The organism is Comamonas resistens (assembly GCF_030064165.1).
In the GTDB taxonomy this organism is placed as follows: Bacteria; Pseudomonadota; Gammaproteobacteria; order Burkholderiales; family Burkholderiaceae_C; genus Comamonas; species Comamonas resistens.
Genome location: NZ_CP125947.1, coordinates 5019576 through 5044635 on the forward strand (window position 1 = coordinate 5019576; position 25060 = coordinate 5044635).

The following is a 25060-nucleotide window of genomic DNA, read 5'->3' on the forward strand; positions in this document are numbered from 1 at the left end:
TAGCACGACCGTGCTTTTATTACCAACGTCATCCTAGCGACACTGAGTCGCCGCCACATCCCGGGCAACTACCGATAGGAAAAAAGAAACCCCCCCTGTGCCGTCGCGCGGCCTCCCCTGAAACGGGAACGACGGTTTCACCGTCTCTGGCGGGAAGTGCTTCCAGTTGCGAGGGCGCTACTGCACAGCCGCCCAGTCCACCAATGCTTCCCAGGCCGTGCGTGCCGCTGGCGCATTGGCATGGTTGGCCATGGCCACCAGTACATAGCGGTGGCCGCTGGCGCCATCCACATAGCCGGCCAGCGCGGCAGAGTCGCGCAGCGTGCCGGTCTTGAGGTGGGCTGCGCCAGCCGATTTGCTGCGGCTGCGGCGCAGCGTGCCGTCCACACCGACGATGGGCATGGATGCCACAAACTCCGGCATCACCGGTGACATCCAGGCGTTTTGCAGCATCTGCGCCAGGCTGCTGGCCGTGATGCTGGCGTTGCGGCTCAGGCCCGCGCCGTTGTCCACCACGGGCTGCTCGGCGGCACCCCAGCGGCTTTGCCACCATTGGGCCAGCACCTGGCGCGAAGTCTCGAAGCTGGCCACGCCGGTACGCTGCATGCCCAGGGCCAGAAACACATGCTGGGCCATGATGTTGTTGCTGTACTTGTTGACGTCACGCACCACCTCGGACAGCGAGGGGGACTCGGTCTGGAATGCCGGCTGCAGGCCCTGCGGCACGGTACCGTCACGCACGGCGCCGGTCAGCTTGCCCCCCAGATCGCGCCACATGCCTTCAATGGCCTTGGCCGCAAACTGCTCGGGCTGGGCCGGAGCGATGGACCAGCTCTTGTCGCCGCAGATCGCCGGATAGCTGCCGGCAAAGCCAATGCGCTGCGGGTTGCTCATATCGAGCTGCAGCTTGGTGCGCCAGTCACCGCAATCAGAATTCGTAGCAGCCAGCGGCACGGTTGTCTGATTTTCCATGCCGGACATTGGTGGATCGTACTGAATGCGAGCGACACCAGCTCCCGTATCAGGAGCAATATTGAGAGCCACGGCCTTGTAGTTGATCAGCAGCGCATCGGGCGAGGCGTTGTAGGGCCGCCAGGGCTCGTTGTCGAAGACCGCCGCGTCATGCGCGGGCAGTTGGAAGGCCGAGCGGTCCAGCACGATATCGCCGACGATGACCTTCACGCCCATGCCCTGCAGGCGGCGCAGCATCAGCCACAGGCGCTCCAGCACCAGCTTGGGATCGCCCTGCCCCTGGATATAGAGATTGCCGCGCAGCGCACCGTCGACCACGGGTCCGCCGAAATACACGGGCGTGCGCCAGACATAGGCCGGACCCAGCTGATCGAGCGCCGCATAGGTGGTGACCAGCTTCATGACCGATGCCGGGTTCATGGGCTGGTGCGTGCGCCAGGCCAGGCGTGGCGCGGACTTTCCGTCCACATCCATCACCATCAGCGACACAGCTTCGCGCGGAATCTTGGCGCGCTGCAGGGCAGCGTCCACGGCAGCGGGGATGCGGGTGTCGGTCTGTGGTGTCTGTGCTTGGGAGGACGTGGCCAGCAGCGCCAGCAAAGGTGCGCCCAGCGCGGTCAGGGTCTTGCGAAGAAAAGTCTTGGTCTGCAGCATGGGGCGCAAGTCTACGCTGGGCGTCACCACGCCGGGCGTCGATACGTTGGACACCACCATGCCGGGCATTGGCAGCGCCAGCGGCAAGGCAACGGCGGGCATCCGATAATGTCAGCCTTCCACTGCCCGCCAGTGCAGCACGAATAGCGCTCCAGCCCGATTGCGACTGACGCCCGCCGACCATGAATCTCTTAGCCCTCGACACCAGTACCGATACCCTGTTTGTAGCCGTCCAGCGCGGCGATGCCGTCTGGCAATACAGCGGCCCGGGCGCGCAGCAGTCGTCGGCCCAGTTGCTGCCGGCCATCCGCCAGCTGATGCAGGAGGCACAGCTGGAATTCAAACAGCTGGACGCCATTGCCTTTGGCCGCGGCCCAGGTTCTTTCACCGGCCTGCGTACGGCCTGCGCCATCACCCAGGGCCTGGCATTTGCGGCCCAGGTTCCCGTGCTGCCTGTGGATTCGCTGCTGACCGTGGCCGAGGAAGCCCGACATCTGCATGGCTGCACCGAGGTCGAGGCCGTACTGGATGCACGCATGAACGAGGTCTATCACGCAGCATTTCGCTTTGTCGGCGGCCAGTGGGTGGAGCCCGAAGATTTTGGCCTGTGCGCCCCCGAAGCCCTGGAGGTGGCGGCCGGCCTGACCGTGGCGGGCAACGCCAGCAACGTCTACCCCGAGCTGCTGGCGCCCACCGCCCCGCATGTGCACGCCCTGCCCACGGCCACTGCCATGCTGCGCCTGGCCCCTGCGCTGTTGGCAAAAGGCTGCGCCGTGCCCGCCGAGCAGGCCCTGCCGCGCTACATCCGCGATAAAGTGGCCAAAACCACGGCCGAGCGCGAAAGCGAAAAAGCCGCTGCCGCACAAGCCGCCACACCTCAAGCCGCGCAATGACATCACCTAGCAGCCCTGTACTGCCAACCGCTGAAGTCGCCCTGGACGACGCCGCATCCCTTGTGCGTTTCGAGCCGCTGTCAGTTCTGTGGCTGGACACCCTGCTCCCCATCGAGGAGCAGGCCTATGTCCACCCCTGGAGCCGGGGCAATTTTCAGGATGCGATGGTGGCCGGCTACGAGGCGCAGTTGCTGGTCGACTCCCAGCACCAGTTGCTGGGCTACTTTGTCGCCATGTCGGTGCTGGACGAGGTGCACCTGCTCAACATCACCGTCAACCCGGCCTTCCAGCGCCAGGGCTGGGCGCGCGTGCTGCTCGATGCCTTGGCGCTGTGGGCGCGGCAGAAAAATTCACAGTGGATCTGGCTGGAAGTGCGGGAAAGCAATACCCGCGCGCGCGAGGTCTACCTCAAGCATGGCTTTGCCGAAGTGGGCCTGCGCAAGAACTACTACCCCAACCCCAACGGCCCGCGTGAGAACGCCGTGCTCATGAGTCTCAAACTATGGCCCTGAATCTGGATGCCCGCCAGCGGGCCATGCTGGAAGCCATGGGCATCACCGTCTGGCTGCCCGAAGCTGTCGAAATTGCGGCGGCCCCTGAATTGACCGACATCGCTGTGGCCGAAGCCGCGCCGGCGATGCGTACAGCGCCTGTGGCACCTGTTTCGCCGCCAATATCCGCTCCGATATCGGCCCCGGTATCTGCGCCAGCCGTTCAGCCCCCTGCACCTGCTGCACAGGCACCGGCATCAACGCCCTCATCGGCGCCGGCGGCTCCTCAGACTCCGGCGCGTGCGGCTCCCCTGCTGACTAGCCACAGCCGCGAACCTCATCGCTTTGTGCAGCAACCGGCTGCCGGCCCTGCGGGCGAGCCCGGCCTGGGCTGGACCATTGGCCCGGCACAGCTGGTCTATCCCCATGCGCCCCAGCATGTGCAGGCGGCACAGCAGGGCGGCTGGCTGATTCTGCTGGAGCCGCCTGCCAACCCGGCATTGCTCAGCCCCGCGCAAAAGCCATCGGCAGACAGCGCACAGACCGCACTGCAGGGCGATGCAGCCCGACTTCTGGACAATATGCTGCGCGCCCTGAGCCTGCAGGAAAAACCGCGCGTCTACAGCGCGGCACTGCACCGCGCGCCGGCCGATGCCGACCTGAGCCACGCCCAACCGCTGCAGCCAGCACTGGAGGCCGTGCTGCGCGAGCTGCGCCCCGACTGCGTGCTGGTGCTGGGCCTGGCCAGCGCCCGCGCCGTGCTCGGCCGCCACGAGGCGCTGGGCCGCCTGCGTGCCGAGCCGCATCGCATTGCCGGCGTCCCCACGGTAGTGACCTACGACCCCAACTACCTGCTGCGTGCACCGCAGGCCAAGGCCGGTGCCTGGGCCGATCTGGTACAGGCCCAGGGTTTTACAAAGCCCGCATGACAGAGGCAAGACAAGCCCTGTTTACCCACTATCCCATGTCAGCCCGGCGCGGCATGCTGCGGTGCAACGTAGCATAATCATCGGCTTCGATTAACTGAAAGACATCTGTGGACAACTATCCCAGTTGGTAGCTTTCAGCTCCCGGTTACGAATGGATGGGGGTTGAAAGCGCCTTCATCCCTGCAGAACCCCAAGAACAACCGGGAGTGAGCCGATGCTCAACATCTTTACGCTGGCCAGCGGCCGCCTCGTTCAAGAAGAAATCGAGTCTCTGGAAGACCTCGAACGCTTTCGCCCCATCTGGGTGGATCTGGAATCCCCCACGCCCGAAGAAAAGCGCTGGATCAAGCAGCACTACGAACTGTCCATCCCCGAAGACGCGATGGACGACGATATCGAGGAGTCCGCCCGCTTCTACGAGGAAGACAATGGCGAGCTGCATATCCGCAGCGACTTTTTGATCGACGATGTGGAAGACCCGCGCTCGGTACGCGTGGCCTTCATCCTCAACCAGCACAACCAGAATCTGCGCAGCTGTGGCGTGCTGTTCTCCATCCACGACGAAGACGTGCCCGTGTTCCGCCTGCTGCGCATGCGCGCGCGCCGCGCGCCCGGCCTGATCGACGAAGCCAAGGATGTGCTGCTCAAGCTCTTCGACGCGGACGCCGAGTACTCGGCCGATACTCTGGAGCGCATCTATGACGACCTCGAAAAAGCCAGCAAGATGGTGCTGTCGGGCGACGTGACCGACGATGTGGCCAAAGAGGTGCTGGGCGCCATTGCCCGCCAGGAAGACTTGAATGGCCGCATCCGCCGCAACGTCATGGACACGCGCCGTGCCGTCAGCTTCATGATGCGCTCCAAGATGCTCAATGCAGAGCAGTTCGAGGAGTCGCGCCAGATCCTGCGCGACATCGAGTCGCTGGACAGCCACACGGCCTTTCTGTTCGACAAGATCAACTTTCTGATGGATGCCACCGTGGGCTTCATCAACATCAACCAGAACAAGATCATCAAGATCTTCTCCGTGGCCAGCGTGGCCCTGCTGCCGCCCACGCTGATCGCCAGCGTCTATGGCATGAACTTCAAGTTCATGCCAGAGCTGGAATGGGAATTCGGCTACGGCTATGTGGTCGCCCTGATGATTCTGAGCGCCGTGGGCCCGATGCTGTACTTCCGCAAACGCGGCTGGTTGAAGTAACCCACGCGCAGCACAGCATGCTGCCGATCAGCCTGCTTCCAAATCACCGTTGACCACCCTGGACAACCCCAGCGGGTTTGCTTGCTGCACAGCCTCAGGCAACAACTCATCCGGCAGATCCTGATAGCACACCGGGCGCATAAAGCGGTCGATGGCACTGGCCCCCACAGAAGTGAACATGGCGTTGGACGTGGACGGGAAAGGGCCGCCATGCACCATGGCGTGACATACCTCGACACCGGTCGGAAAGCCGTTGGCCAAAATGCGCCCTGCCTTGCGTTCCAGCACGGAGATGAGGCGCCGCGCGTCGGCATGGTCTGCAGGGTCGAGCTGCAGCGTCACCGTCAACTGGCCCTCGAGTTGCTCAGCCAGCTGGAGAACCTCTTCGAAATCCTTGGCACGAATAACGATGGAGGCCGGGCCAAACATCTCCTCCTGCAGCACAGGCGATGACAACAGGCGCTGCACATCCGTCACATACAGCGCGGCCTGCGCGGCATTGCGCAACCCGCCGGCCGGCTGCCCTTGCGCCACTTTCTCCACACCTTCCGCAGCATCGACCTGGGCGACGCCAGCGCCAAAGGCCTGGTGAATGCCGGGCGTCAACATGGTCTGGGCCGGCTTGGCGGCCAGCGCCTGGCTTGCTGCGTCGATGAAGCACTGCACGTTATCGTCGCCAATAGCCACCACCATCCCCGGGTTGGTGCAGAACTGACCCGCCCCCATTGTCAGCGAGTCGGCAAAGCCGCGCCCTATCGACTCGGCGCGCGCGGCCAGGGCGGCCGGCATCAGGAACACCGGGTTGATGCTGCTCATCTCTGCATAGACGGGAATGGGCTCCGGACGCGCATTGGCAATGCGCATCAATGCAAGTCCCCCTTGACGCGATCCGGTAAAGCCAACAGCCTTGATGGCAGGGTGTGCGACCAAGGCCTCACCCAGCTTGCGCCCGGCGCCCATCAGCAGGGAAAACACCCCTTCGGGCAAGCCCAAATCTTTGACCGCTTTTTGAATCGCCCGACCCACCATTTCGGACGTGCCCAGATGGGCGCTGTGGGCCTTGACGATCACAGGGGCACCGGCAGCCAGGGCCGACGCCGTATCCCCCCCGGCCACCGAGAACGCCAACGGAAAATTGCTCGCACCAAACACCGCTACCGGCCCCAGCGCCATCTTGGCCAAGCGCAGGTCGGCCCGGGGCAGCGGTGTGCGCTCGGGCTGCGCCTGGTCAACGGTCGGGCTCAGGAAACGGCCATCGCGAACCACCTTGGCAAACAGCCGAAGCTGCCCTACCGTGCGCCCACGCTCGCCTTGCAGGCGCGCCAGCGGTAGGCCGGTTTCAGCCATGGCGCGCTCGATCAGGGCATCGCCCAAAGCCATGATGTTGTCGGCAATCAGCTCTAGAAATTCGGCACGCTTGGCAAGCGGCAACTGACGGTAAGGATCGAATGCCTGCGCCGCTAGCAGGGCCGCGCGATCCACTTCTACCTGCCCACCCATGCCGAATGTAGGCGTTGCGATGAATTGATCCATACCGGGATTGAACGCCTGCTGTTGCCCTTCTGCGCCGCGCACTGCGCTCGCGCCGATCAGCATTTCGCCAGTAATTTGCATGTTTGTCTCCTTATGTGTGCGACGGATGCGAGTGTCGTTGAAAATCACAAAGTATCTTGATAATATATTTAAATTATTTTAGAAAATTCATTTTTAGACTTGGCGCAAACCCCAGTCCAAGCACAGGAGCACGCCATGGAACCCATGCCAAACAGCAACCTGAACCAGCCTGACCAAAGTGCTCAGGCAAGCGCAGTGAAACCAGGCCACATTGCACTGACGTTGGATGAAGTGCACCAACTGGCCTATCGCGTATTGACCCACCACGGTCTGTCTGCCGAACATGCACAGGCCATTGCGCGCGTGATTACGGCGGGAGAGCGCGACGAGTGCCATTCGCATGGCATGTATCGGGTTTTATCGTGCACCCGCACACTCCAGCATGGCGCTGTCGCGCGCGATGCCATACCCGTCGTCAGCGACCGGGGCCCTGGCGTCGTCGCCGTCGATGCACAGTTCGGCTTCTCGCAACTGGCTTTCGAGGTGGGCAGCAAAGTGCTGCTCGAGAAAGTCCGCAAAACCGGGATCGCAGCCCTGGCCATCAACAACTGCTATCACTTCTCAGCCCTGTGGCCCGAAATCGAGGCCTTGGTCGAGCACGGCGTGGCGGCCCTGGCCATGACCCCCAGTCACGCCTGGGTAGCCCCTGCGGGCGGCAGCCGGCCGGTTTTCGGCACCAACCCGATCGCCTTTGGCTGGCCCAGGGCCGGCGCCCAGCCCTATGTTTTTGACTTTGCGACCAGTGCCGTGGCCCGCGGCGAAATCGAGCTCTACCGACGCAGTGGTCGCACCTTGCCCAAGGGCTGGGGGGTCGATGCCAAAGGCTCCCCGAGCATCGATGCAGCAACCGTGCTGGATCAAGGCGCCATGCTGACTTTTGGCGGCTACAAGGGCTCAGCTCTGTCGACCATGATCGAGTTACTGGCTGGGCCATTGATTGGCGACATGACCAGTGCTGAATCACTGCGCATCGACGATGGAGCCGGTGCAAGCCCTCGCCATGGCGAAATCGTGATCGCGTTGGATCCCCGTTTTTTCAGCGCCGGCAACTTTATCGAGGATCGTCAGCGCGCTGAAAAACTGTTCGAGAGCATTACCGGCCAGGGCGCACGCCTGCCCTCCCAGCGCCGCTTCGCAGCTAGAAGCCGCAGCCTGGCCAATGGATATGTGCAGATCCCCGAAGCCTTGCTGCGCGATGTCCAGCAATTGCTAGGCTAAGTCCGTGCGATGTTGCTTCCAATGGCCTGCAAAAAAGAGCTTTGTCACAGGCTGTGCCAAGCACGAAGCCGGTGATGCGCTCCAAATATTGGGCCAATATAATTAAACCCCGCCACTTCTGCTCTTGCGACACGCTGGTGCCAGCATGCTTTTCTGATGCCTACTCCCAAGAAATCTCCAGCTGCACGTGCAAAGGCCTCTGCAACAAAAGTCAAGGCCTTGCCTGCGATCAAGCGCCGTGCCGCAGACCTTGCCTACGACGCCATTGAAACCATGCTGTCAACCATGCAACTCGAGCCTGGCAGCCCCATCGTCGAGGCTGAGCTGGCAGAACGCACCGGCATGGGCAGGACACCTGTGCGCGAGGCATTGCTGCGCATGATTTCCATCGACCTGATCGTCCAGCAGCCGCGCCGCGGACTGCTGGTGTCCAACATTGATCTGGCGGAGCACCTGGATGTCATCCAGACACGCAGGGTTCTGGAGAATCTCCTTGCCGCCTGCGCCGCCCGGCGGGCATCGGTGCAGCAGCGCCAGGAGATCGTTCAATGTGCCGAGCAGATGGTCGCGGCCGCCAAGCGCGGCAACCTGGAAGAGTACATGCATGAGGATCATGCGCTTGATGTCATCATCCACACGGCCAGCCGCAACCGTTCAGCAGTCAAAAGCGTCACGCCGCTGATCGTGCAATGCAGGCGGTTTTGGTACGCCTACCAGCACGAAGGCGATATTCTCGAAGGCGCACTCGCGCATCTTGAGCTGGCCCAGGGCATTTCTACCGGGGATGAAGCGGCCGCCATCACCGGCGCCAACCGGCTGATGGACTACCTGGAAGCCTTTGCCAGACGCATCATCGAAAGCTGAACGGCAGACCGCGCTCCAAGCGCGGCCTGCCGTCCCTATTCATGACGCCGGGCAGCGCCATGGCCGCCTGGTCAGAGCTTGGCCCCCGCCGCGCGCAATTCTGCAATCTGGGGCGCCTTGGGCAACCAGATCTTGTCGAAGGCATCAATCGCGGGCTTGGTGTCGAAAGCGCTGATATCGCGGATGGCGATCGACTCCTTCTTGAGCTTCTCCAGCAGGCCAACTTCCGTCGTCACGATATCCTTGATCTGGCCGTCCAGGGCCTGACTGGTCAGCTGACGCACCAAGTCACGGTCTTTCGCATCCAGCGTCGCCCAGATACGGCCCGAGAACAGCGGCGCCACAGGCATGAACAGCGCATTCATGGGCATCATCACCTTTGCCACCTTGTCAAAACGCTGGCTCCAGGAAAGCTCCACATCCGCCTCCAGCCCATCCACTTGGCCATTGGTCATGGCATCGAACACCGCTGGTGTAGGAATGGGGGTCGGCGCGGCTCCGAAGTACTGGTAGAAGTCACGGTAAACCGGTGTCGGATTGATGCGCAGCTTCATGCCCTTGAGGTCATTGGGCGTCTTGATTTCCTTGTTCGAGAACACCACGCGCATGCCGGTGATGCCCCAGCCCAGACCGACACAGCCGGTCTCGCGCGGCAGCACATCCAGCAGCTTCAAGGCGGCAGGCGTCTTAACCAGCTTCGCGACGGCATCGGTGGAGCGGACAAGATAGGGAGCATTGATCGAGGCCACGCTCGGTACGCGCGTTCCCAGCTCTGCGGCCTGGATCCAGCCCATGTCCAGCGCACCGGATTGCAACTGCTGCATCATGGCCGACTCATTGCCCAATTGGCCCGAGTGGAAAACGGTCACCTTGAGCCGGCCATTGGTTTCTTTCGCCAAAGCTTCGCCAAACTGCACCGCCGCGCGGTTCCACGAATGCCCGGCAGGCGTGATGACGCCTAGGCGCAGCTCCTTGGCCGCCGCTGCACGCGAAGGCGTCACAAAGGCCAGGGGAGCAGCAGTCGCCGCTGCGGTCTGAAGAAAGTGGCGTCGATTGAGTGTCATGAAAAACTCCGTAGAGAGAAGGGACGAAGCAGGGCCAGGAATCGGATCAGTTCAGCAAGCCCAGCGACAAGCTGGGGAACAGTGAGAGCATGACAAGTGCCACGCAGCTGATGATGAAGAATGGCAAGGTGACGATGAACATCGGGCCCGGCTTGGCGCCCGTAACCGCCGAAGCCACGAAAAAGCTCAACCCCACTGGCGGCGTCATCAGCCCCAGCACCAGGTTGATGACGATCACCACCCCGAAGTGACGAGGGTCGATGTGGTAGATCTCGGTGGCGATAGGCAGAAGAATCGGCGCGGTCATGATCAGGCCGGGGATGCCGTCGATTACCGTGCCGATGACCAGCAAAATCACGTTGACCAGCAGCAGGAAGGTAATCGGGTCGTGCGCCACGGTCTGTACCCAGGCTGCGACCATCTGAGGCACCTTGCCGTAGATCAGCAACCACGAAAACACTGCCGCTGCGGCGACCAGAAACAGCACGATGGCCGAGTAAATGCCTGAGCGCAGCATGATCGCGCCCAGGTCGGCGTATTTGAACTCGCGGGTCACATAGCGACCGACCAGCACTGCGCTGACCGCGCCCACGGCGGCAGCCTCCGTGGGGTTGGCAAAGCCGGTGAGGATGGAGCCTACGATGACCAGCGGAATCAACAGCGTCGGGCTGGAAACCAGCACGGTCTTGGCCCGTTCGCGCAAGGATCGCCGGGGGCTGCGCGGGTAGTTGTAGATCACGCCCATGCAGGCAATAACGGCAAAGAACAGCAGCGTTAGTAGAACGCCCGGCAATATGCCGGCGACCAGCATATCGCCCACCGCGACCTGAGCCAGAACGCTGTAGACCACAAACATCACCGAGGGCGGAATAATCGGCCCCAGCATGCCGCCATAGACGGTCAAGCCGGCGGCAAAGGTCTTGTCATAGCCTTGCTTTTCCATCTCCGGCACCATCACCTGCGACATGATGGCCACCTGCGCCGTGGCAGAGCCGATGATGGAGGACACCAGCATGTTGGCCAGGATATTCACGTAGGCAAGCCCGCCTTTGATGGAGCCCACGAAGGCCATCGACAAATCCACCAGCCGGCGTGTGATGCCGCCGCTGTTCATGACCTCGCCGATCAGGATAAAGAGCGGAATGGCGATCAGGCCGTAGCTGTCCACGCCCCCGAACATCTGGGAAGGGAAGGACTGCAGCAACACCGTGCTTCCGGTGTTGTAGATATAGAAAATCCCCGAAAGGCAAAGACAGAGGCCGATGGGAACGCCCACCATCATGACCGCGAGAAAGAATATGGAGGTCAGCATGTCAGTTCACCGCATCTGGGTTGGTGGCCGCAAAGCCAGGGTGCTGGCGCTTGGGGGCGAAGTTCATGTCTTCCAGCAGATTGGCAAGCGCATGCAGACTCATGCAGACCGCGAAGATCGGCATGATCAACTGCAGCACCCAGACCGGCCATTCCAGCGTCTGGGTATGTTCGGTATAGAGAAAGTTGAACGACTCCGCCGCATATTCCTTGGCATCGAAGCCCTTGCTGGCAATACCGATGGGATCCATCCAAAGCCAGCACATCGCCAATAGCGCCAAGGAAAAAAACAGCACGCCAGCCGTGGCGATCACCTTGGCGCGCCGGGCGTTGCAGGGGCTCAACTTGTCGGTGAGCATGGTCACCGCGAAATCCAGCCGCAGCCGCGTCATGATCGAGGCACCTATGAAGGTGAGCCAGACCACGGTGTACACCGCCGCCTCATCCACCCAATACAGCGGCATGCCGCTGTAGCGTGTCACCACATTGAGCAAAATGAGCGCGGTCAAAAAACACATGGCGAAGGTGAGTAGCCGCCGTTCCACACGCAGCAGCGCACCAGAAGCATCCAGCACCCAGCGCACAATCCATGGCGGTGGCTTGGTCGCTGTAGCGGGTCGGGTTGTATCGTCCATATAGGTTCTTCAGGTTTGACGAAATGAGGTGGGAAAATTGAATACAACTCAAAAATATATTAAATATATTAGTGATTTTTGCATTCAATCCCATAGGTATTTGCCTGGAAAACCGGCGCAACCGTAAGCCCTGCCTCAAAGAGATGCACCTGGGCAAATGCCCGAAAAAGCTCCCCGCAGGGAGCCCCATCACGCAGAATCAACGACCCAGATCCTTAGACCATGCGGCATACCAGTTGCGGAAAAGCTGGTACTGGGCTTCGACATACCGGCGCTGCGAGTCAGTCAAGGCATCGCTTGCATTGAAGTGCAGCGTGTATTCCTTCTTGCCGTTGAGAACCAGCAGGTGCTTGTAGTACAGAACCAGATCCGTGCCCTCGTCGAAGGACGACAGCACAGCCAGGGCCGCATCCAGCTCCTGCGCCTGGCGCCGTGCGAGCACATCGCCCTGGGCTGCTTTTTTGCTCAGTTCGACCAGGAGCAGAACCTCCTTGGGCAGTGCATTGCCGATACCCGTGATGCAGCCCGTCGCGCCGCAGTTCACAAAACCATAGAACACCTGAGTATCCACGCCCGCCATCAATGTGACCTCGTTGTCCTTCGAGGTAATGTGCTCCGCCGCATAGCGCAGGCCCTCTGCGCCGCCAAACTCCTTGAAGCCGATCAAGTTGGAGTACTTGGCGCGCAGCTCAAAGAACATATCGGCGCGCGTCGCAAAACCGTAGTGAGGGCTGTTGTAGATCACGGCCGGCAGCTTCGGTGCGGCTTCCAAAATAGCGGCGAAATGGGCTTTCTGCGCCGCCAGGGAAGTGCCACGCGACAGCACCCGGGGAATCACCATCAACCCCTGCGCCCCCACCTTGGCGGCGTGAGCCGCGTGAGCCACGGCTTCTTTAGAGTTCACCGCACCGGTGCCCACAATAGTCGGAATGCCTGCAGCCACCAGCCTGGCCACACCTTCCTGGCGCTGCTCCGCCGTCAGCAGGGGCCAGTCCCCCATGGAGCCGCAATACACCACGGCGCTCATGCCTGCATCCATGAGTTCCTTGCCCATGACGACCAGCGCGTCGTAGTCAGGCGTGCCTTGTGCGGTGCACGGCGTCATGAGCGCAGGAATAGTGCCGGTAAAGATGTTTGTGTTCATAAAACTACCCTTGTAAAAAAACCGCCTGAAAACACCGCTCCCCGTTGAACGGTGCATGCTTTGCTCTTAAATAGACTGTAAATATATTTAAGATATTTTGAAGTGAAGATTAAGCGGCCACCTGGGCTTGTGCAATAGGGTTCTCCTGGATATTTGCTTCGATGCACCACTCTGCCTGCAACAAAGTGCGTTGGCGCAAGCGAAGATGGCTGCAGCAGACCGCCATAAAAAAATGAGCTTGATGCGCTTGCCTGGCAAGCACTTCAAGCTCAAACAACCTTGAAATCTAAGCAAAATGAGCGCTAGGCGCTCCTTTTATATGATGACGTCGTCGCGCCGCGCTCGCGCACCCAGAGCACGATGCCGCACAGCATCACAATCACCTGCGTACCGATCAGCGCCGCAAAGCCGGCAAAGAAACCTGCACCCACGCCGCCGTGGGCCGAGAGCGCACCGATCACCGCGCCCATGATGGCCGGCATGAAACCCGCCACCAGGCTGCCCGCGCCGTTGACCACGCCGTAGGCACTGGCCACATGCTCGGGGCGCGCGCAGTATTGCACGGTGCTCGGGATGGCCGGGCTCATCAGGCCCCAGCAGAAGTTGGCCGCAATCAGGCAGTAGGCCGCGGCATAGCGGTCCTCCATGTGGATGGCCAGCCACACGGCAGCGGCCACGCCGATGCTGCCGAAGACGAAGATCAGCGGCACCTGGCGGCGCGCGATGCGGTCGATGATCATGCCGCCCACGAAGACCGCCGCCACACTCGCGTATTGCGGCAGCGAGGCCAGCCAGCCCATCTCGCGCATGGAGAAGCCGCGCGACTCCTTGAGGTAGGCGGGCAGCCAGTTGCTGCTGCCCCAGAGATAGGACAGAAAGGCCGCCGTGAGAATGGTGATCAGCCACAGATAGCGCGTGTGCATGGCGCCGCGCACGATCTGACCGACCTGGCCCACCGCCTCGCCCACCGACTGGGGCTTGGGCATGCCGGTCTCCACCTTGGGCATGCGGATGAAGGCCCAGACCAGCGGCAGGCCTAGCAGCACATTGATCAGGCCCAGCACATGGAAGGAGGTATCCCAGTTGTGGCCCACGACCAGATAGCCGACAAAGGGATAGCCTACGGCCAGACCCAGACCCGTGCCCATATTGACCAGCGAATTGGGCTTTCCGTTTTCGCGGCTCTCGAAATGCGCCTTGATGTAGCTGCCGGCCAGCGAGAACAGCGGCCCCTCGGATACGCCCAGCAGCACGCGTGAAGCCAGCAGCAACCCGTAGCTGCTCATGGCCGGGGACAGAAAGGTGACCACGCCCCACAGCAGCAAACCGCCAAACAGGCTGCGGCGCACGCCGAACAGCGCAGCGCAGAAAGGTGTGAGCACAAAGGAGGAAACACCGTAGCCCACCATGAAGGCCGTGGCCAGCAGGCCCTGGCGCGTTCGGTCATCGGGAGTGAGGCCGATGTGCGACAGGAAGTCGCGGTCGGTGATCAGGACCGAGATATTGATCCGATCCACATAGGAGATGGCGACGATCACGAACAGCGTGACCACGCCCCACCAGCGCAACGAGCGTGAGTCTTTCATGATGTGGGTCCGGCTAGCATTGAAGAAAGTGAAAAGCCGGGACCGGCACCCGCCGGCCCCGCCAGGGCGCACGTCCTGGCGGGCGCGCGGTGCGGCGGCAGTGCTGTCGCCAAAACCCCTGGGCCGGCATCGGCCGGCCCGGTGGGCAGGATCAGAAGAAGTGGCGGATGCCGAATTCCAGGCCGTTGGAGTTGCCGCCCGGCGTGGTGCCAGGAGCGCTCAGGCCCTGCACGCCGATGGACTTGGCCGCCGAGCCCTTGTTCTTCAGGAAGGCATAGGTGCCGTAGACCTGGGTGCGCTTGGAGAGGTTGTAGCCATAGCCCACGCTGATCTTGTTCCAGTCCGCATTGCTATTGGACGTGTTGTAGTGGCCGAAGGAGGCGCGGGCTTCGCCGTTGCCCACGGGCGCGGTCACGCCCAGCTGCACGGCCGTGACCTTGGTTCCGCCGCGCCTTTCCGTGGCCCACAGCAGCATGGGCTTGGCCACGCCGAAGTCGTAGGACAGGCCCACGTTGCTCGCGGTCAGGTTGGTGTCGCTGGTATTACCGTAGAGCCGGCCCGTGGCCAGCGCGCCGTTGAACGCGCCCTGGCGGTAGCCCAGGCGCAGGCCGCGGTAGTCGCCCTCGCGCTTGTTGGGCGCATTGCTGGGCTGCTCGCCGAATGCCACCTGTGCCTGGCCGTAGAAGCCGCCCAGGTTCTGGGGCAGGAAATAGCTCAGAGCATTGCTGATCTGGATGGGTGCACCGCCGGTCGAGGGAACGCCCGGAATGCCCAACATGGTGAAGGCACCCGTGCCGCCGACGCCGTTGGTCAGGAAGGGATCGAAGATCAGCGTGTTCAGAAAGGTGGCCGAGTCGTCGCGGCCCAGGCGCACTTCGCCCCAGTTGCCCATCAGGCTCACGGTGGAGCGGCGGTTGAAGCTCAGGCTGCCGCCCGCGGCCTTGCCGGCGCCGCTGTCCACGTCCAGGCCGGCCTCGAGCCAGAAGCCCGCCTTCAGGCCGCCGCCCAGGTCCTCGGTGCCGCGAAAGCCCAGGCGGCTGATGTTGGCACCGCCCGTGGACAGGCCGGTCTTGGAAGCGCCCGAGCCGCCCAGGTGGGCCACGCCGACGTCGACGACGCCGAAGAGTTCGACCTTGGACTGCGCAACGGCCGTGCCGGCGAGGCCGGCAAGTGCCGCGCCGAGTACGGGCATAAACAATGCTTTCATGGGGATGTCTCCTCTGTGTGGTTTTGGTGCGGGATCAAATGTCTAGAACCAGGGTGTCGCTCTTGCAGCCGGAGACGCAGACCATCATCACCTTGTTGCTGGCGCGTTCCTTGGGGCTCAGTACCGAGTCTCGGTGGTCGGGCACGCCTTCCAGCACGCGCGTCTCGCAGGAGCCGCAAACGCCTTCGCAGCAGCTGTGGTCGACGTCGATGCCGGCCTCCAGCAAGGTGTCCAGCAGCGACTTGTCGGGCGTGATCTGGATGAAGCGGCCGCTGCGCTTGAGCTCCACCGTGTAGTTGGCACGGGCATCGGACGAGGCCTTGACCTCCACGGGCGTGAAACGCTCGATATGGGCGTTGGCATGGCCCAGCTCGGCGCAGAGCTTCTCGAAGGCGTCCAGCATGGGCGTCGGGCCGCAGGCGTAGTGGTGCAGGCCCGCGTCGGGCGAGCGCTGCGCCAGCAGTGCGCGCAGGTCGGGCGGTCCGCCAGCCTCGGCGTCGAAGTGCAGATGCAGCGGCATGCCCAGGGCCTTGAGCTCGTCGAGGAAGGCCGCGCTCTTGCGCTCACGCGCAAAGTACAGCATCTCGAACGAATGCCCCTGGCTTTTCAGCCGGCGCGCCATGCACAGCATGGGCGTGATGCCTATGCCGCCGGCCACCAGCACCGAATGCGTAGCGCTCTCGTCGAGCGCGAAGTGGTTGCGCGGCGCGTCGATGGTGATGGGCATGCCCACGCGCAGCGATTCGTGCACGCAGCGCGAGCCGCCGCGGCTGGCGCGGTCGCGCAGCACGCCGACCACGTAGCGGTGGCGCTCGCTGCTGTCGTTGGACAGGGAGTAGCTGCGCACCAGCCCGTTGGGCAGGTGCAGATCGATGTGCGAGCCCGCAGTGAAGGCCGGAAACTCGCCGCCGTCAACCGGGCGCAGCTCGACGCTGATGGTGTCCTGGGCCTCGTAGCGCAGCGTGTGCACAAAGGCCTGCAAGGTGTTGCTCATGATGCGATGCCTTCGTCGATCTGTTCCTGGGCCTGGCGGCGCAGGTGGCGGCGCAAGCGCACCAGGCCGATGTCGTGCTGGTAGAGGTTCTCGCGCGCGTTGGCGTCGAGTTCCATCTGCTCCATCATGATGCGGTCCTGCTCCAGCACGGCCCAGTGGCGTGCCTCGAGGCGGTTGCGGTACAGGAAGCGCCAGGTGTCGCGCATCCAGCCGTCCACCTTGCGGCAGCGCCAGAAGAACACGGAGCACAGCTCGGCGCTGATGGGCGTGACGCAGGCCACGATGGCGAAGTTGCCGCCGGGACCGCCGGTCTTGGGATAGGGAATCTCCAGGCGCATCCACTGCACGCCGGTTTCGCCGTACTCGGTCCAGTCGAAGTTCACGCCGCGCTGGCCGACCTTCTCGAACACGAAGCCGTGCTCGGTATCGCGCACCTGGAAAGTGGCCTTGCTGTCGCCTTCGGCCATGGAGTGCGACTGCTTGTGCAGGAAGGTGCCATGCATGGGGTCCATGACGTTGTCCAGCGCGTAGCGGTAGTCGCTGCGCCACTCGGCATAGCACAGGAAGTTCGAATACTCGGGCGAGGTCAGCTCCTCGGGCAGCGTGAAGGCCGGCACCTCGTCCACATGCTTGTCGCTGTTGTAGAGGAAGATGGCGCCGTAGGCCTCGTGCACATGGAAGTCCAGCGCCGCGCGCGAGCCTTCAAGCTTGCAGCCGGGGCTGCCGGGCACCTTGGTCACGGTGCCGTCGCAGCGCACTTCCACGCCGTGGTAGGGGCAGGCCAGGCGGTCGCCCAGGTTCACGCCCTGGGACAGCGGCGCGCCACGGTGCGGGCAATGGTCTTCCAGCGCGTGGACCTGGCCGGCGGCATCGCGCCACAGCGCGATCTTGCGGCCGAAGCGGCGCAGCGAGACGGGCTCGGTCTTCACGAAGCCGGAGGGGCAGACCGCGTACCAGAGGTTCTTCAGGCCCTGGTTGAGCAGACGGTCCACCGGATCGATGGTGATGGTTTGTACGTTCATGGTGAGCTCCTGTCTTGCTCGCGGTTCTACTTTCCCAGGCGCGCCATCAGCGCCTGGAAGCTCTGTTCGGTCCAGGCCTCGCCGTTCTCGCCGGAGGGGCCGCTGCGGTTGATATAGGCCACCAGCTCGGGCAGCGTCTGCACGCCCTCGCCGAAGGCGCGCTCGATGGAGTCGCCCAGCAGGTCTTCGAACAGCGTGCCGGGACGCTGGCGGGCCTGGTGGGGTTCGAGGTATCTGTCAACAGCCATGGTTCTCTCCTTCGAAAACTGTCTTGAATCGTGGTTCGATTTCATTGCCCGGAGCGCTGCGCATGGAACTGGCGCAGTCCAAGCTCAGGGACACCGAGGAAGGGCCGCCCCGCACCGAAGGTGTCGTCCCCCCTTGGGGGGAAGGCGCGAAGCGACTCAGGGGGGTCATATCAGTCGGCCTGGATGCCGAGGTCTTTGATCAGCTTGCCGAAGCGGTTGTAGTCGGCGGCGTTGGTCTTGGCCAGACGCGCCGGCTCCCCGCCTGCGGGCAAGGCGCCGAAGGTGGCCATCTTGGAGACCACATCCGGCATCTTCAGAATTTCATTGAGCTGGGTGTTCAGCAGCTTGACGATCTCGGGCGACATGCCCTTGGGACCGAACAGACCTTGCCAGGCCGACACTTCCACGTCCTTGATGCCCAGCTCGCCCATCGTGGGCACGTTGGGTGCCAGCGGGCTGCGCTGGGCATCGGCCACGGCCAGCACGTTGACCTTGGTGCCTGCGTAAGGCGCGATCGGGCCCCAGGTCATGAAGGTCGTGGGCACATGGCCGCCGATCAGGTCGTTGACGGCCGGCGCCACGCCTTTGTAGGGGATGTGGCCGAGCTTGGTACCCGCAGCCTTGTTGAACATCTCGCCCAGGATATGCATGGGCGAGCCGCTGCCGGGGCTGGCATAGGTCAGATTGCCGCCCTTGCCCTGGCTCACCAGAGCCTTGATGTCCTTGATGCCCGAGTTCTGGCTGGTCGCCAGGAACATGGGCTGCACGCTGGTCTGCACGATGGGCGTGAAGCCATTGAGCACGTCATAGCTCGAGCCCGAGGCGGTCTTGAGCACGAACTGTGCAATCGCAAAGGTATTGGGCGCCAGCAGCAGCGTGTAGCCGTCGGGTGCGGCCTTGGCCACATGCACGGTGCCTATGGTGCCGCTGGCGCCAGGGCGGTTGTCCACCAGCACGGGCTGGCCCAGGCGCGTGGACAGCTTTTCGGCGTAAAGGCGCGCCATGGCATCGGTGTCGCCACCGGCCGGATAGGCCACGACGATGGTGATGGGCTTGGCGGGATAGGCTTGCGCCAGCGCGGAACCGGACATCTGGGCTGCAGCCAGCAATGCAGCAGCGATAACTACCTGGCGACGAATGTTCTTCATGGAATAGCCCGTGGGTTGTGGAATCGTTGTGGGTGAAAGCACTGGCCAGCCGGTGCTTTCAATGTCTCTCAATGTTTTTTATCAGTCAGGAACTTGCCGTCGGCGGCGCCCGCGCCCTTCTGGCGGCGGGTGTTGCCGTCCAGGCCGCCGTCGATCGCCCATTCGGCGAACACCGTCGGGCCGGGCTCGAACTCGCGCGGCTGCCAATCGGCCGTCAGTTGGTCCTCGTCGGCGTAGTACTCGACCAGCGCGCCGGCCGGGTTCTTGAAGTACCAGAAGTAGGCCGACGACACGGGGTGGCGGCCCGGGCCGAGCTGGGTGTCCCAGCCGCAGCGCGAGATATGCATGCCGCCGCCGAAGACCTCGTGGATATCGCGCACCGTGAAGGCCACGTGGTTCAGGCCGGCGTGCTTGTCGGGGCGCTGCAGCAGGAAGATGTCGTGGTGGCCGCCGTCGGGCGCGGTGCGCAGGAAGGCGCCGCGCTCGGGGTAGCGGTCCGAGGCCGCGAAGCCGAAGTTGTCCACGTAGAAGCGCTCGCAGGCCTGCACGTCCTTGACGAAAAAGACCACATGGCCGACCTCGATGGGCTGGGCGCGCTCGTAGGCCGGGCTGGCCTGGTTGATGCGGCCCTTGCGGTCCCAGGTGTTGTACTCGGCGCTGTGCATCTGCACGTCGCGCTTTTGCGTGAGCTGCAGGCGCACGGCCAGGCCGTTGGGGTCGGTGCAGCCGATGCGGCCATTGCCCTGGACGAAGCCCGGCAGCGCGCGGATGCGGTCCGCATACAGCGCGAGGTCGGCTTCGCTCTCCACGCCCCAGACCACTTCGCGCAGCGTGGGACCGGCCTCGATGGCAGGCGGCAGGTCGGGGTGGTTGGTGGCGGCCACGATCACGCGGCAGCCGTTCAGCGTTTCGAACACCAGCCGGTCGGCCTGCTCGTCGGCCAGGCTCAGGCCCCAGTCGAGAAAGAACTGGCGGCAGGCCGGCAGGTCGTCGGCGCCGTAGCTGATTTCGTCAATGCCCAGTACGCTCATGATCTTTCCTTAATTTGCCCAGGCCAGGGGGGATTCGTTGAGGCCCCAGTACAGGCTCTTCTGCTCCATGTACTGCTGGATGCCCATACGGCCCTTCTCGCGGCCCAGGCCGCTGTCGCGCCAGCCGCCGAACGGCGTGGATATGGAGAACTGCTTGTAGGTGTTGATCCACACGGTGCCGGCCTGCACCGCGCGGCCGATGCGCCATGCGGCCTTGTAGTCGCGCGTCCAGATGCCGGCGGCCAGCGCGTAGACGCTGTCGTTGGCCTGGGCCAGCAGATCGTCCTCGTTGTCGAAGGGCATGGCCACGAGCACGGGGCCGAAGATCTCCTGCTGGCAGATCTGGTCGGTATTGCTCACGCCTTCGAGGATGGTCGGGCGGTAGTAGTAGCCGCGCTCGTACAGCGCGCCCTCGGGGCGATGGCCGCCGGTGCGCAGCTGGCCGCCTTCGGACAGGCCGAGCTGCACATAGCTCTCGATGGATTCGCGGTGCTTGGCCGTGATCAGCGGGCCCATCTGGGTGCGCTCGTCGGCGGGATCGCCCACGCGCAGCGCGGCGGCCTTGGCGCTCAGGCGCTGCATGAATTCGGCGTACAGGTTCCTGGCCACGAACAGGCGCGAGCCGGCAATGCAGGATTCGCCCGAGGAGCTGAAGATGCCGTAGAGCACGCCGTTGACGGCGTGGTCGAGGTCGGCGTCCTCCAGCACCATGGTCGCCGACTTGCCGCCCAGCTCCAGCGAGACGGGCATCATCTTGTCGGCCGCGATGCGCGCGATGTGCTTGCCGGTGGAGGTGCCGCCGGTGAACGACACGCGCTTGACCAGCGGGTGCTTGGTGATGGCGTCGCCGATCACCGAGCCGCGGCCGGGCAGCACGCTGACCATGCCCTTGGGCACGCCGGCCTCTTCGCAGATCCTGGCCAGCTCCAGCGCCAGCAGCGGCGTGGCTTCGGCGGGCTTGACGACCACGGCATTGCCGGCCGCCAGCGCGGGAGCGAGCTTCTGCGCCTCGCTGGCAATCGGCGAGTTCCACGGCGTGATGGCCGCGACCACGCCCATAGGCTCGTAGACGCTCATGGTCATGAAGTCGCCGCGCGAGGGCGTGAGGGTCTCCTCCATGGTCTCGCAGGCCGCCGCGAAGTACTGGAAGGTGCCGGCGGCGCTGGCCACCAGGGCACGCGTTTCCTTGATGGGCTTGCCGTTGTCCAGGCGCTGCAGCTGGGCCAGAGGCTCGGCGCGCTCGCGGATCAGCTGCGCAATGCGGTAGAGCACGGCGGCGCGCTCGTGCGGCTTCTTCTGGGCCCAGCCGCTGGTGCGGAAGGCCTGGTCGGCCTTCTGGATGGCTTCTTCGACATCCGCCAGGCTGGGGGCGCGCAGGCGGCCCACGATTTCGCCGGTCGCGGGGTAGAGCGTGGCGGACTCGTCGCCGCCGCCCAGGCGCCATTCGCCAGCGATATTGATGGGGAGCAGTTCTAGGTTGGCCATGGTGCAACTCCTCACTGAACCTTGGTGGTGGCCGGGATCTGGTCGAGCTTGTTCACCGGAGGGCCCGAGAACGTGGTCTTGAAGCTGCCGATGGCGCGCATGTCGATCTCCAGCAGGAACGGGCCCTTCCTGCTCCAGGCGCCATCCAGCACGGCGGGCAGCTCGTCGAGATTGCTCACGCGGGCATGGGGCAGCTTGATGGACGCGCACAACTGGGCGTAGTCGGGCGTGTGCAGCTCCACATAGCAGCGGCGGCCGCCGTAGGAGGCGTCCTGGATGTTCTGGATCACGCCATAGCGCTGGTCGTTCATCAGCACGATCAGGGTGTCGCACTCTTCCTGCACCAGGGTGGCGAGTTCGCCCAGGTTCAGGATGAAGCCGCCGTCGCCGGCCAGGCCCAGGGTCTTGCGGCCCGAGCCGCTTTCGGCCGCGCCGATGGCCGCACCGATGGCCATGGGCATGCCCATGCCGATGCCGCCGCCCGTGGCGTGCACGCCGGCGTTGGGCTCGAAGAAGCGCAGCTCGCGGTTGCCCCAGGTGCTGTTGGAGACGGTCACGTCGCGCACCCAGTTGAAGTTGCGGCCCACCACCTGCTGCAGCTGCTGCACCAGGGCGCTGTACGGGCCCAGGCCGTCGCGCATGGTGGCGACGACTTCGTCGTGCGTGCGGCGCAGATCGGCCAGCAGCTCGGGGTCGGCCTTGTAGCCGCGCTTTTCCAGGCGATCGGCCAGGCCGTTCAGGGCCAGGGCCGAGTCGCCGCAGACGAAGCCGTCATCCATGTAGCAGCGGCCCTGCTGGGCGGCGTCCACGTCGATGCGCAGCAGCGGGCGCGGCAGCTTGAGTTCGTACTTCAGCGTCTCGTTGCTGCGCAGGCGCGTGCCCACGGCCAGCATGGCGTCGCAGCGCTGGTAGAAGGCCTCGACGGGCTTCTGGATGTTGTAGGCGCCCAGCGTCGCCGGGTCGTCCTCGGGCACGATGCCGCGGCCCTGGCCGGTGCTGACGATGCCGAAGCCCATGGCCTTCAGGCGCTGCACGGCCGCGCCGGCGTGGCGCGCGCCGCCGCCCAGCCACAGCAGCGGGCGCCGGGCCTTGGCCAGCGTGTCGGCCAGCGCGTCCAGCGAAGCCTCGCTCGGCGCCAGCACGGGCACCGGCAGCGGCGACCAGTCGCCGGGCATGTCGATCACGCTCTGCTGGATGTCGATCGGGATCTCGACGCTCACCGGGCCGGTGGGCGCGGTCATCGCGGCCTGCACCGCGGCCTTCAGCGTGGACAGGCAGGTCTCGGCGCTCAGCACGCGGAAGGCGGCCTTGGAGACGGCCTTGAGCATGGTCAGCTGGTCCGGCGCCTCGTGGATGTACGACAGCTTCTTGTCCAGGTACTGGGTCTCGATCTGGCCGGTGATGTGCAAGAGCGGCGTGCCGGCGGTGTAGGCCTCGACCAGGCTGCCGGCGATGTTGCCCGAGGCCGGGCCGGTGCTGGTGATGCACACGCCCAGGCTGGAGGTGGAGCGAGCGCAGGCGTCGGCCATGTTGCCGGCGCCGGCCTCGCCGCGCGCCATCACAAAGCGCAGCTTGCCGCGCGCGAACATCGCGTCGAGGATGGGCATGTTGTGGATGGAGATCACCCCGAAGGCAGCCTTGACATTGCAATGCTCGAGGAATTCGGCGACGGCGGCGCCCACGGTAATTTGGTTTGGCTTAGGCATGGCGTGAATGGCCTCCGGAAACATCGATATGGCTGCCCGTCGTGTACGAAGACAGCGGCGTGGCAAGAAAGAAAATGGCGCGTGCGGCCTCGGCAGGCTTGCCCAGACGGCCCATGGGGATGTGTTTTGTGCTTGCGAGCGCACCGCTCCACTGCTCCCAGGTCTGGCTCTTGTCCTCGCGGGCCTCAAAGCGGCGGCGCCACTGGCCGGACTCGATCAGGCCGACCAGAATGCCGTTGACGCGCACGCCCTTGGGCGCGAACTCGGTGGCCATGGAGCGCACCAGGTTCTTGAGGCCGGCGCGCGCGGCCGAGGTGGCAACCATGTGCGGCTCGGGCTGGGAGGCCAGCAGCGAGTTCACGCAGACGATGGCCGAATCCTCGCCGCGCTCGAGCTGCGGCAGAAAGGCACGCGTGGGATGCAGCACCGAGAAGAACTTCAGGTGCAGCTCCTCGGTCCAGGCCTCGTCCGTGGTGTTCTCGAAGGTCGAGACACGGCCCTGGCCGGCGTTGTTGACGAGGATGGAAGCCGGTCCCAGCGCCGCTTCGCTGGCGCGCGCGAACTGCTGCACCTGCCCGGCATCGAGCACATCGCAGGCCTGGGCGAACAGGCGCTCGCGCGCCGTGGGATGGATTTGCAGCAGATGCTGTACGGCCTGCTCCAGACGCTCGGGATTGCGGCCGCACAGGGCCACGCGTGCGCCCTGGGCCAGCAGCAGCTCCACGGTGGCCAGACCTATGCCCGAAGAGCCGCCGGTGACGACGGCCGTGGCGTCGAGTTTGAAATCATGCATGGCCGCCTCCTGCGCGCCGTGAAGTGATGGACAGAACCTGCGCGCTGGACTGCGGCCGGTAGTTGAGCAGCTCCGACAGCTCGTCGGCCGCGGCGCAGACACGCGGCACCAGCTCCGTCTGGCGCTCGGGATCGATCTGGGCCGAGGCCAGGGTCACGCCCAGGGCCGCGATGACGCGGCCGCTGTGGTCGCGCACGGGCGCGGCGATGGTGGAGATCGAGCTTTCGTAGAAACCGGCACCCGCCACATGGCCGCGCTCGCGATCGGACTGAACCAGATCGAAGAGCTCGATCACGGTCTTTGGCGTATTGGGCGAATGGCCTTCCAGGTGCTCTTCGGGGTAGAGGGCGCGCAGCTCCGGCAGCGACAGGTCGGCCAGCAGGATGCGGCCCAGCAGCGTGGCATGGGCGGGCAGCCGCGTGCCCACGCGCACCGAGCTGGTCAGCGGCGTCGGCGGCGTGACCTTGGCCACGTAGACGATGGAGCGGCCGTCACGCACCACGATGTTGCAGGGGAAGCGGATTTCATCGCACAGCCGCGCGATCACGGGCTGGCCCAGCTCGGTCAGGTCCATGGAGGACAGGAACTCGAAGCCCAGGCGCAGCACGGACAGGCCCAGCCGGTAGTCGTTGCCGCCCTCGGCGCGCTGCAGAAAGCCCATGCTCTCCAGCGTGTTGAGCATGCGGAACACCGTGGCGCGCGGCAGTTGCAAGCGGCGCGCCAGCTCGGGCGCGCCCAGCGTGGCGTTGTCGCGGCCGAACTCCTGCAGCAGGCGCAGGCCGCGCTCCAGCGCGGGCACCATGTACTTTTCGGAGCCGCCGTCGGCCAAGACGTTGTCGTTGTCGCTCAT

At 64.2% G+C, this 25060-nt stretch carries 23 protein-coding genes; 6 read left to right on the plus strand and 17 right to left on the minus strand.

Going from position 1 to position 25060, the window contains the following annotated elements; genetic code table 11:
- Window positions 1-177 precede the first annotated feature (177 nt).
- Complete coding sequence (dacB, locus tag QMY55_RS23460; protein ID WP_283489047.1) at window positions 178-1626, minus strand: D-alanyl-D-alanine carboxypeptidase/D-alanyl-D-alanine endopeptidase; 1449 nt, start codon at window positions 1624-1626, stop codon at window positions 178-180.
- Window positions 1627-1808: 182 nt separating this feature from the next.
- Between dacB and tsaB the strand changes: the two genes are divergently transcribed.
- The 4 genes from tsaB to corA all read left to right on the plus strand — a co-directional run bounded on the left by tsaB (window position 1809) and on the right by corA (window position 5140).
- Window positions 1809-2519, plus strand: a complete 711-nt coding sequence (gene tsaB / locus QMY55_RS23465; protein ID WP_283486482.1) for a tRNA (adenosine(37)-N6)-threonylcarbamoyltransferase complex dimerization subunit type 1 TsaB — start codon at window positions 1809-1811, stop codon at window positions 2517-2519.
- The gene (rimI, locus tag QMY55_RS23470; RefSeq protein ID WP_283486483.1) at window positions 2516-3031 is read left to right on the plus strand and encodes a ribosomal protein S18-alanine N-acetyltransferase; all 516 of its coding nucleotides are present in this window, start codon (window positions 2516-2518) and stop codon (window positions 3029-3031) included. Before tsaB ends, rimI begins: the two co-directional genes overlap by 4 nt.
- A complete protein-coding gene (locus QMY55_RS23475; protein WP_283486484.1) occupies window positions 3022-3939 on the plus strand; it encodes a uracil-DNA glycosylase family protein in 918 nt (305 codons plus the stop codon). Before rimI ends, QMY55_RS23475 begins: the two co-directional genes overlap by 10 nt.
- 214 nt (window positions 3940-4153) lie before the next feature.
- A complete protein-coding gene (gene corA / locus QMY55_RS23480; protein WP_283486485.1) occupies window positions 4154-5140 on the plus strand; it encodes a magnesium/cobalt transporter CorA in 987 nt (328 codons plus the stop codon).
- 27 nt (window positions 5141-5167) lie between these two features.
- Here the strand turns inward: corA and QMY55_RS23485 are convergent, their stop codons facing one another.
- Window positions 5168-6754 (minus strand): aldehyde dehydrogenase (NADP(+)), encoded by a 1587-nt coding sequence (locus QMY55_RS23485; RefSeq protein ID WP_283486486.1) that lies wholly within the window; start codon window positions 6752-6754, stop codon window positions 5168-5170.
- A 135-nt stretch (window positions 6755-6889) separates the two neighbouring features.
- Between QMY55_RS23485 and QMY55_RS23490 the strand changes: the two genes are divergently transcribed.
- Window positions 6890-7972, plus strand: a complete 1083-nt coding sequence (locus QMY55_RS23490) for an Ldh family oxidoreductase (protein WP_407650570.1) — start codon at window positions 6890-6892, stop codon at window positions 7970-7972.
- A 156-nt stretch (window positions 7973-8128) separates the two neighbouring features.
- Entirely contained in the window at window positions 8129-8836 is a 708-nt protein-coding gene (locus tag QMY55_RS23495; RefSeq protein WP_283486487.1) for a GntR family transcriptional regulator, read from the plus strand.
- Window positions 8837-8907: 71 nt separating this feature from the next.
- Here QMY55_RS23495 and QMY55_RS23500 read toward each other — a convergent pair whose 3' ends face one another.
- The 15 genes from QMY55_RS23500 to QMY55_RS23570 all read right to left on the minus strand — a co-directional run bounded on the left by QMY55_RS23500 (window position 8908) and on the right by QMY55_RS23570 (window position 25060).
- On the minus strand, window positions 8908-9900 hold the full coding sequence (locus QMY55_RS23500) for a TRAP transporter substrate-binding protein (protein WP_283486488.1): 993 nt from the start codon (window positions 9898-9900) through the stop codon (window positions 8908-8910).
- 46 nt (window positions 9901-9946) lie between these two features.
- Window positions 9947-11212, minus strand: a complete 1266-nt coding sequence (locus QMY55_RS23505; RefSeq protein ID WP_283486489.1) for a TRAP transporter large permease — start codon at window positions 11210-11212, stop codon at window positions 9947-9949.
- 1 nt (window position 11213) lies between these two features.
- The gene (locus QMY55_RS23510) at window positions 11214-11846 is read right to left on the minus strand and encodes a TRAP transporter small permease (RefSeq protein ID WP_283486490.1); all 633 of its coding nucleotides are present in this window, start codon (window positions 11844-11846) and stop codon (window positions 11214-11216) included.
- Window positions 11847-12045: 199 nt separating this feature from the next.
- Window positions 12046-12990 carry a dihydrodipicolinate synthase family protein gene (locus QMY55_RS23515; RefSeq protein ID WP_283486491.1) on the minus strand — a complete coding sequence of 315 codons (945 nt, stop codon included), beginning with the start codon at window positions 12988-12990 and terminating at the stop codon, window positions 12046-12048.
- A 302-nt stretch (window positions 12991-13292) separates the two neighbouring features.
- Window positions 13293-14576 carry an MFS transporter gene (locus QMY55_RS23520; protein ID WP_283486492.1) on the minus strand — a complete coding sequence of 428 codons (1284 nt, stop codon included), beginning with the start codon at window positions 14574-14576 and terminating at the stop codon, window positions 13293-13295.
- A 151-nt stretch (window positions 14577-14727) separates the two neighbouring features.
- Entirely contained in the window at window positions 14728-15783 is a 1056-nt protein-coding gene (locus QMY55_RS23525) for a porin (RefSeq protein ID WP_283486493.1), read from the minus strand.
- A gap of 34 nt (window positions 15784-15817) precedes the next feature.
- Complete coding sequence (locus QMY55_RS23530; protein WP_283486494.1) at window positions 15818-16777, minus strand: PDR/VanB family oxidoreductase; 960 nt, start codon at window positions 16775-16777, stop codon at window positions 15818-15820.
- A complete protein-coding gene (locus tag QMY55_RS23535) occupies window positions 16774-17799 on the minus strand; it encodes an aromatic ring-hydroxylating oxygenase subunit alpha (protein WP_283486495.1) in 1026 nt (341 codons plus the stop codon). The genes QMY55_RS23530 and QMY55_RS23535 overlap by 4 nt, the downstream gene beginning before the upstream one ends.
- Window positions 17800-17825: 26 nt before the next feature.
- Window positions 17826-18047, minus strand: a complete 222-nt coding sequence (locus QMY55_RS23540; protein WP_283486496.1) for a recombinase-like helix-turn-helix domain-containing protein — start codon at window positions 18045-18047, stop codon at window positions 17826-17828.
- Between the two features lie 170 nt (window positions 18048-18217).
- On the minus strand, window positions 18218-19195 hold the full coding sequence (locus QMY55_RS23545) for a Bug family tripartite tricarboxylate transporter substrate binding protein (RefSeq protein ID WP_283486497.1): 978 nt from the start codon (window positions 19193-19195) through the stop codon (window positions 18218-18220).
- Between the two features lie 68 nt (window positions 19196-19263).
- Complete coding sequence (locus QMY55_RS23550) at window positions 19264-20226, minus strand: VOC family protein (protein ID WP_283486498.1); 963 nt, start codon at window positions 20224-20226, stop codon at window positions 19264-19266.
- 9 nt (window positions 20227-20235) lie between these two features.
- Window positions 20236-21711, minus strand: coding sequence for an aldehyde dehydrogenase (locus QMY55_RS23555; RefSeq protein WP_283486499.1), 1476 nt, complete (start codon window positions 21709-21711; stop codon window positions 20236-20238).
- A gap of 11 nt (window positions 21712-21722) precedes the next feature.
- Window positions 21723-23417, minus strand: a complete 1695-nt coding sequence (locus QMY55_RS23560) for a thiamine pyrophosphate-binding protein (protein WP_283486500.1) — start codon at window positions 23415-23417, stop codon at window positions 21723-21725.
- Complete coding sequence (locus QMY55_RS23565) at window positions 23410-24210, minus strand: SDR family oxidoreductase (protein WP_283486501.1); 801 nt, start codon at window positions 24208-24210, stop codon at window positions 23410-23412. Before QMY55_RS23565 ends, QMY55_RS23560 begins: the two co-directional genes overlap by 8 nt.
- Window positions 24203-25060: an IclR family transcriptional regulator gene (locus QMY55_RS23570; protein WP_283486502.1), complete on the minus strand. Its 858-nt coding sequence runs from the start codon at window positions 25058-25060 to the stop codon at window positions 24203-24205. Before QMY55_RS23570 ends, QMY55_RS23565 begins: the two co-directional genes overlap by 8 nt.

What these genes read in the sequence shown, in the direction of transcription:
- QMY55_RS23475 (WP_283486484.1), top strand. Translation starts at nt 3,022, where the DNA reads ATGGCCCTGAATCTGGATGCCCGCCAGCGGGCCATGCTGGAAGCCATG.
- rimI (WP_283486483.1), top strand. Translation starts at nt 2,516, where the DNA reads ATGACATCACCTAGCAGCCCTGTACTGCCAACCGCTGAAGTCGCCCTG.
- QMY55_RS23515 (WP_283486491.1), bottom strand. Translation starts at nt 12,990, where the DNA reads ATGAACACAAACATCTTTACCGGCACTATTCCTGCGCTCATGACGCCG.
- QMY55_RS23555 (WP_283486499.1), bottom strand. Translation starts at nt 21,711, where the DNA reads ATGGCCAACCTAGAACTGCTCCCCATCAATATCGCTGGCGAATGGCGC.
- QMY55_RS23495 (WP_283486487.1), top strand. Translation starts at nt 8,129, where the DNA reads ATGCCTACTCCCAAGAAATCTCCAGCTGCACGTGCAAAGGCCTCTGCA.
- QMY55_RS23510 (WP_283486490.1), bottom strand. Translation starts at nt 11,846, where the DNA reads ATGGACGATACAACCCGACCCGCTACAGCGACCAAGCCACCGCCATGG.
- QMY55_RS23530 (WP_283486494.1), bottom strand. Translation starts at nt 16,777, where the DNA reads ATGAGCAACACCTTGCAGGCCTTTGTGCACACGCTGCGCTACGAGGCC.
- QMY55_RS23485 (WP_283486486.1), bottom strand. Translation starts at nt 6,754, where the DNA reads ATGCAAATTACTGGCGAAATGCTGATCGGCGCGAGCGCAGTGCGCGGC.
- QMY55_RS23565 (WP_283486501.1), bottom strand. Translation starts at nt 24,210, where the DNA reads ATGCATGATTTCAAACTCGACGCCACGGCCGTCGTCACCGGCGGCTCT.
- QMY55_RS23545 (WP_283486497.1), bottom strand. Translation starts at nt 19,195, where the DNA reads ATGAAGAACATTCGTCGCCAGGTAGTTATCGCTGCTGCATTGCTGGCT.
- dacB (WP_283489047.1), bottom strand. Translation starts at nt 1,626, where the DNA reads ATGCTGCAGACCAAGACTTTTCTTCGCAAGACCCTGACCGCGCTGGGC.
- QMY55_RS23570 (WP_283486502.1), bottom strand. Translation starts at nt 25,060, where the DNA reads ATGAGCGACAACGACAACGTCTTGGCCGACGGCGGCTCCGAAAAGTAC.
- QMY55_RS23500 (WP_283486488.1), bottom strand. Translation starts at nt 9,900, where the DNA reads ATGACACTCAATCGACGCCACTTTCTTCAGACCGCAGCGGCGACTGCT.
- QMY55_RS23560 (WP_283486500.1), bottom strand. Translation starts at nt 23,417, where the DNA reads ATGCCTAAGCCAAACCAAATTACCGTGGGCGCCGCCGTCGCCGAATTC.
- corA (WP_283486485.1), top strand. Translation starts at nt 4,154, where the DNA reads ATGCTCAACATCTTTACGCTGGCCAGCGGCCGCCTCGTTCAAGAAGAA.
- QMY55_RS23505 (WP_283486489.1), bottom strand. Translation starts at nt 11,212, where the DNA reads ATGCTGACCTCCATATTCTTTCTCGCGGTCATGATGGTGGGCGTTCCC.
- tsaB (WP_283486482.1), top strand. Translation starts at nt 1,809, where the DNA reads ATGAATCTCTTAGCCCTCGACACCAGTACCGATACCCTGTTTGTAGCC.
- QMY55_RS23550 (WP_283486498.1), bottom strand. Translation starts at nt 20,226, where the DNA reads ATGAGCGTACTGGGCATTGACGAAATCAGCTACGGCGCCGACGACCTG.
- QMY55_RS23520 (WP_283486492.1), bottom strand. Translation starts at nt 14,576, where the DNA reads ATGAAAGACTCACGCTCGTTGCGCTGGTGGGGCGTGGTCACGCTGTTC.
- QMY55_RS23490 (WP_407650570.1), top strand. Translation starts at nt 6,890, where the DNA reads ATGGAACCCATGCCAAACAGCAACCTGAACCAGCCTGACCAAAGTGCT.
- QMY55_RS23535 (WP_283486495.1), bottom strand. Translation starts at nt 17,799, where the DNA reads ATGAACGTACAAACCATCACCATCGATCCGGTGGACCGTCTGCTCAAC.
- QMY55_RS23540 (WP_283486496.1), bottom strand. Translation starts at nt 18,047, where the DNA reads ATGGCTGTTGACAGATACCTCGAACCCCACCAGGCCCGCCAGCGTCCC.
- QMY55_RS23525 (WP_283486493.1), bottom strand. Translation starts at nt 15,783, where the DNA reads ATGAAAGCATTGTTTATGCCCGTACTCGGCGCGGCACTTGCCGGCCTC.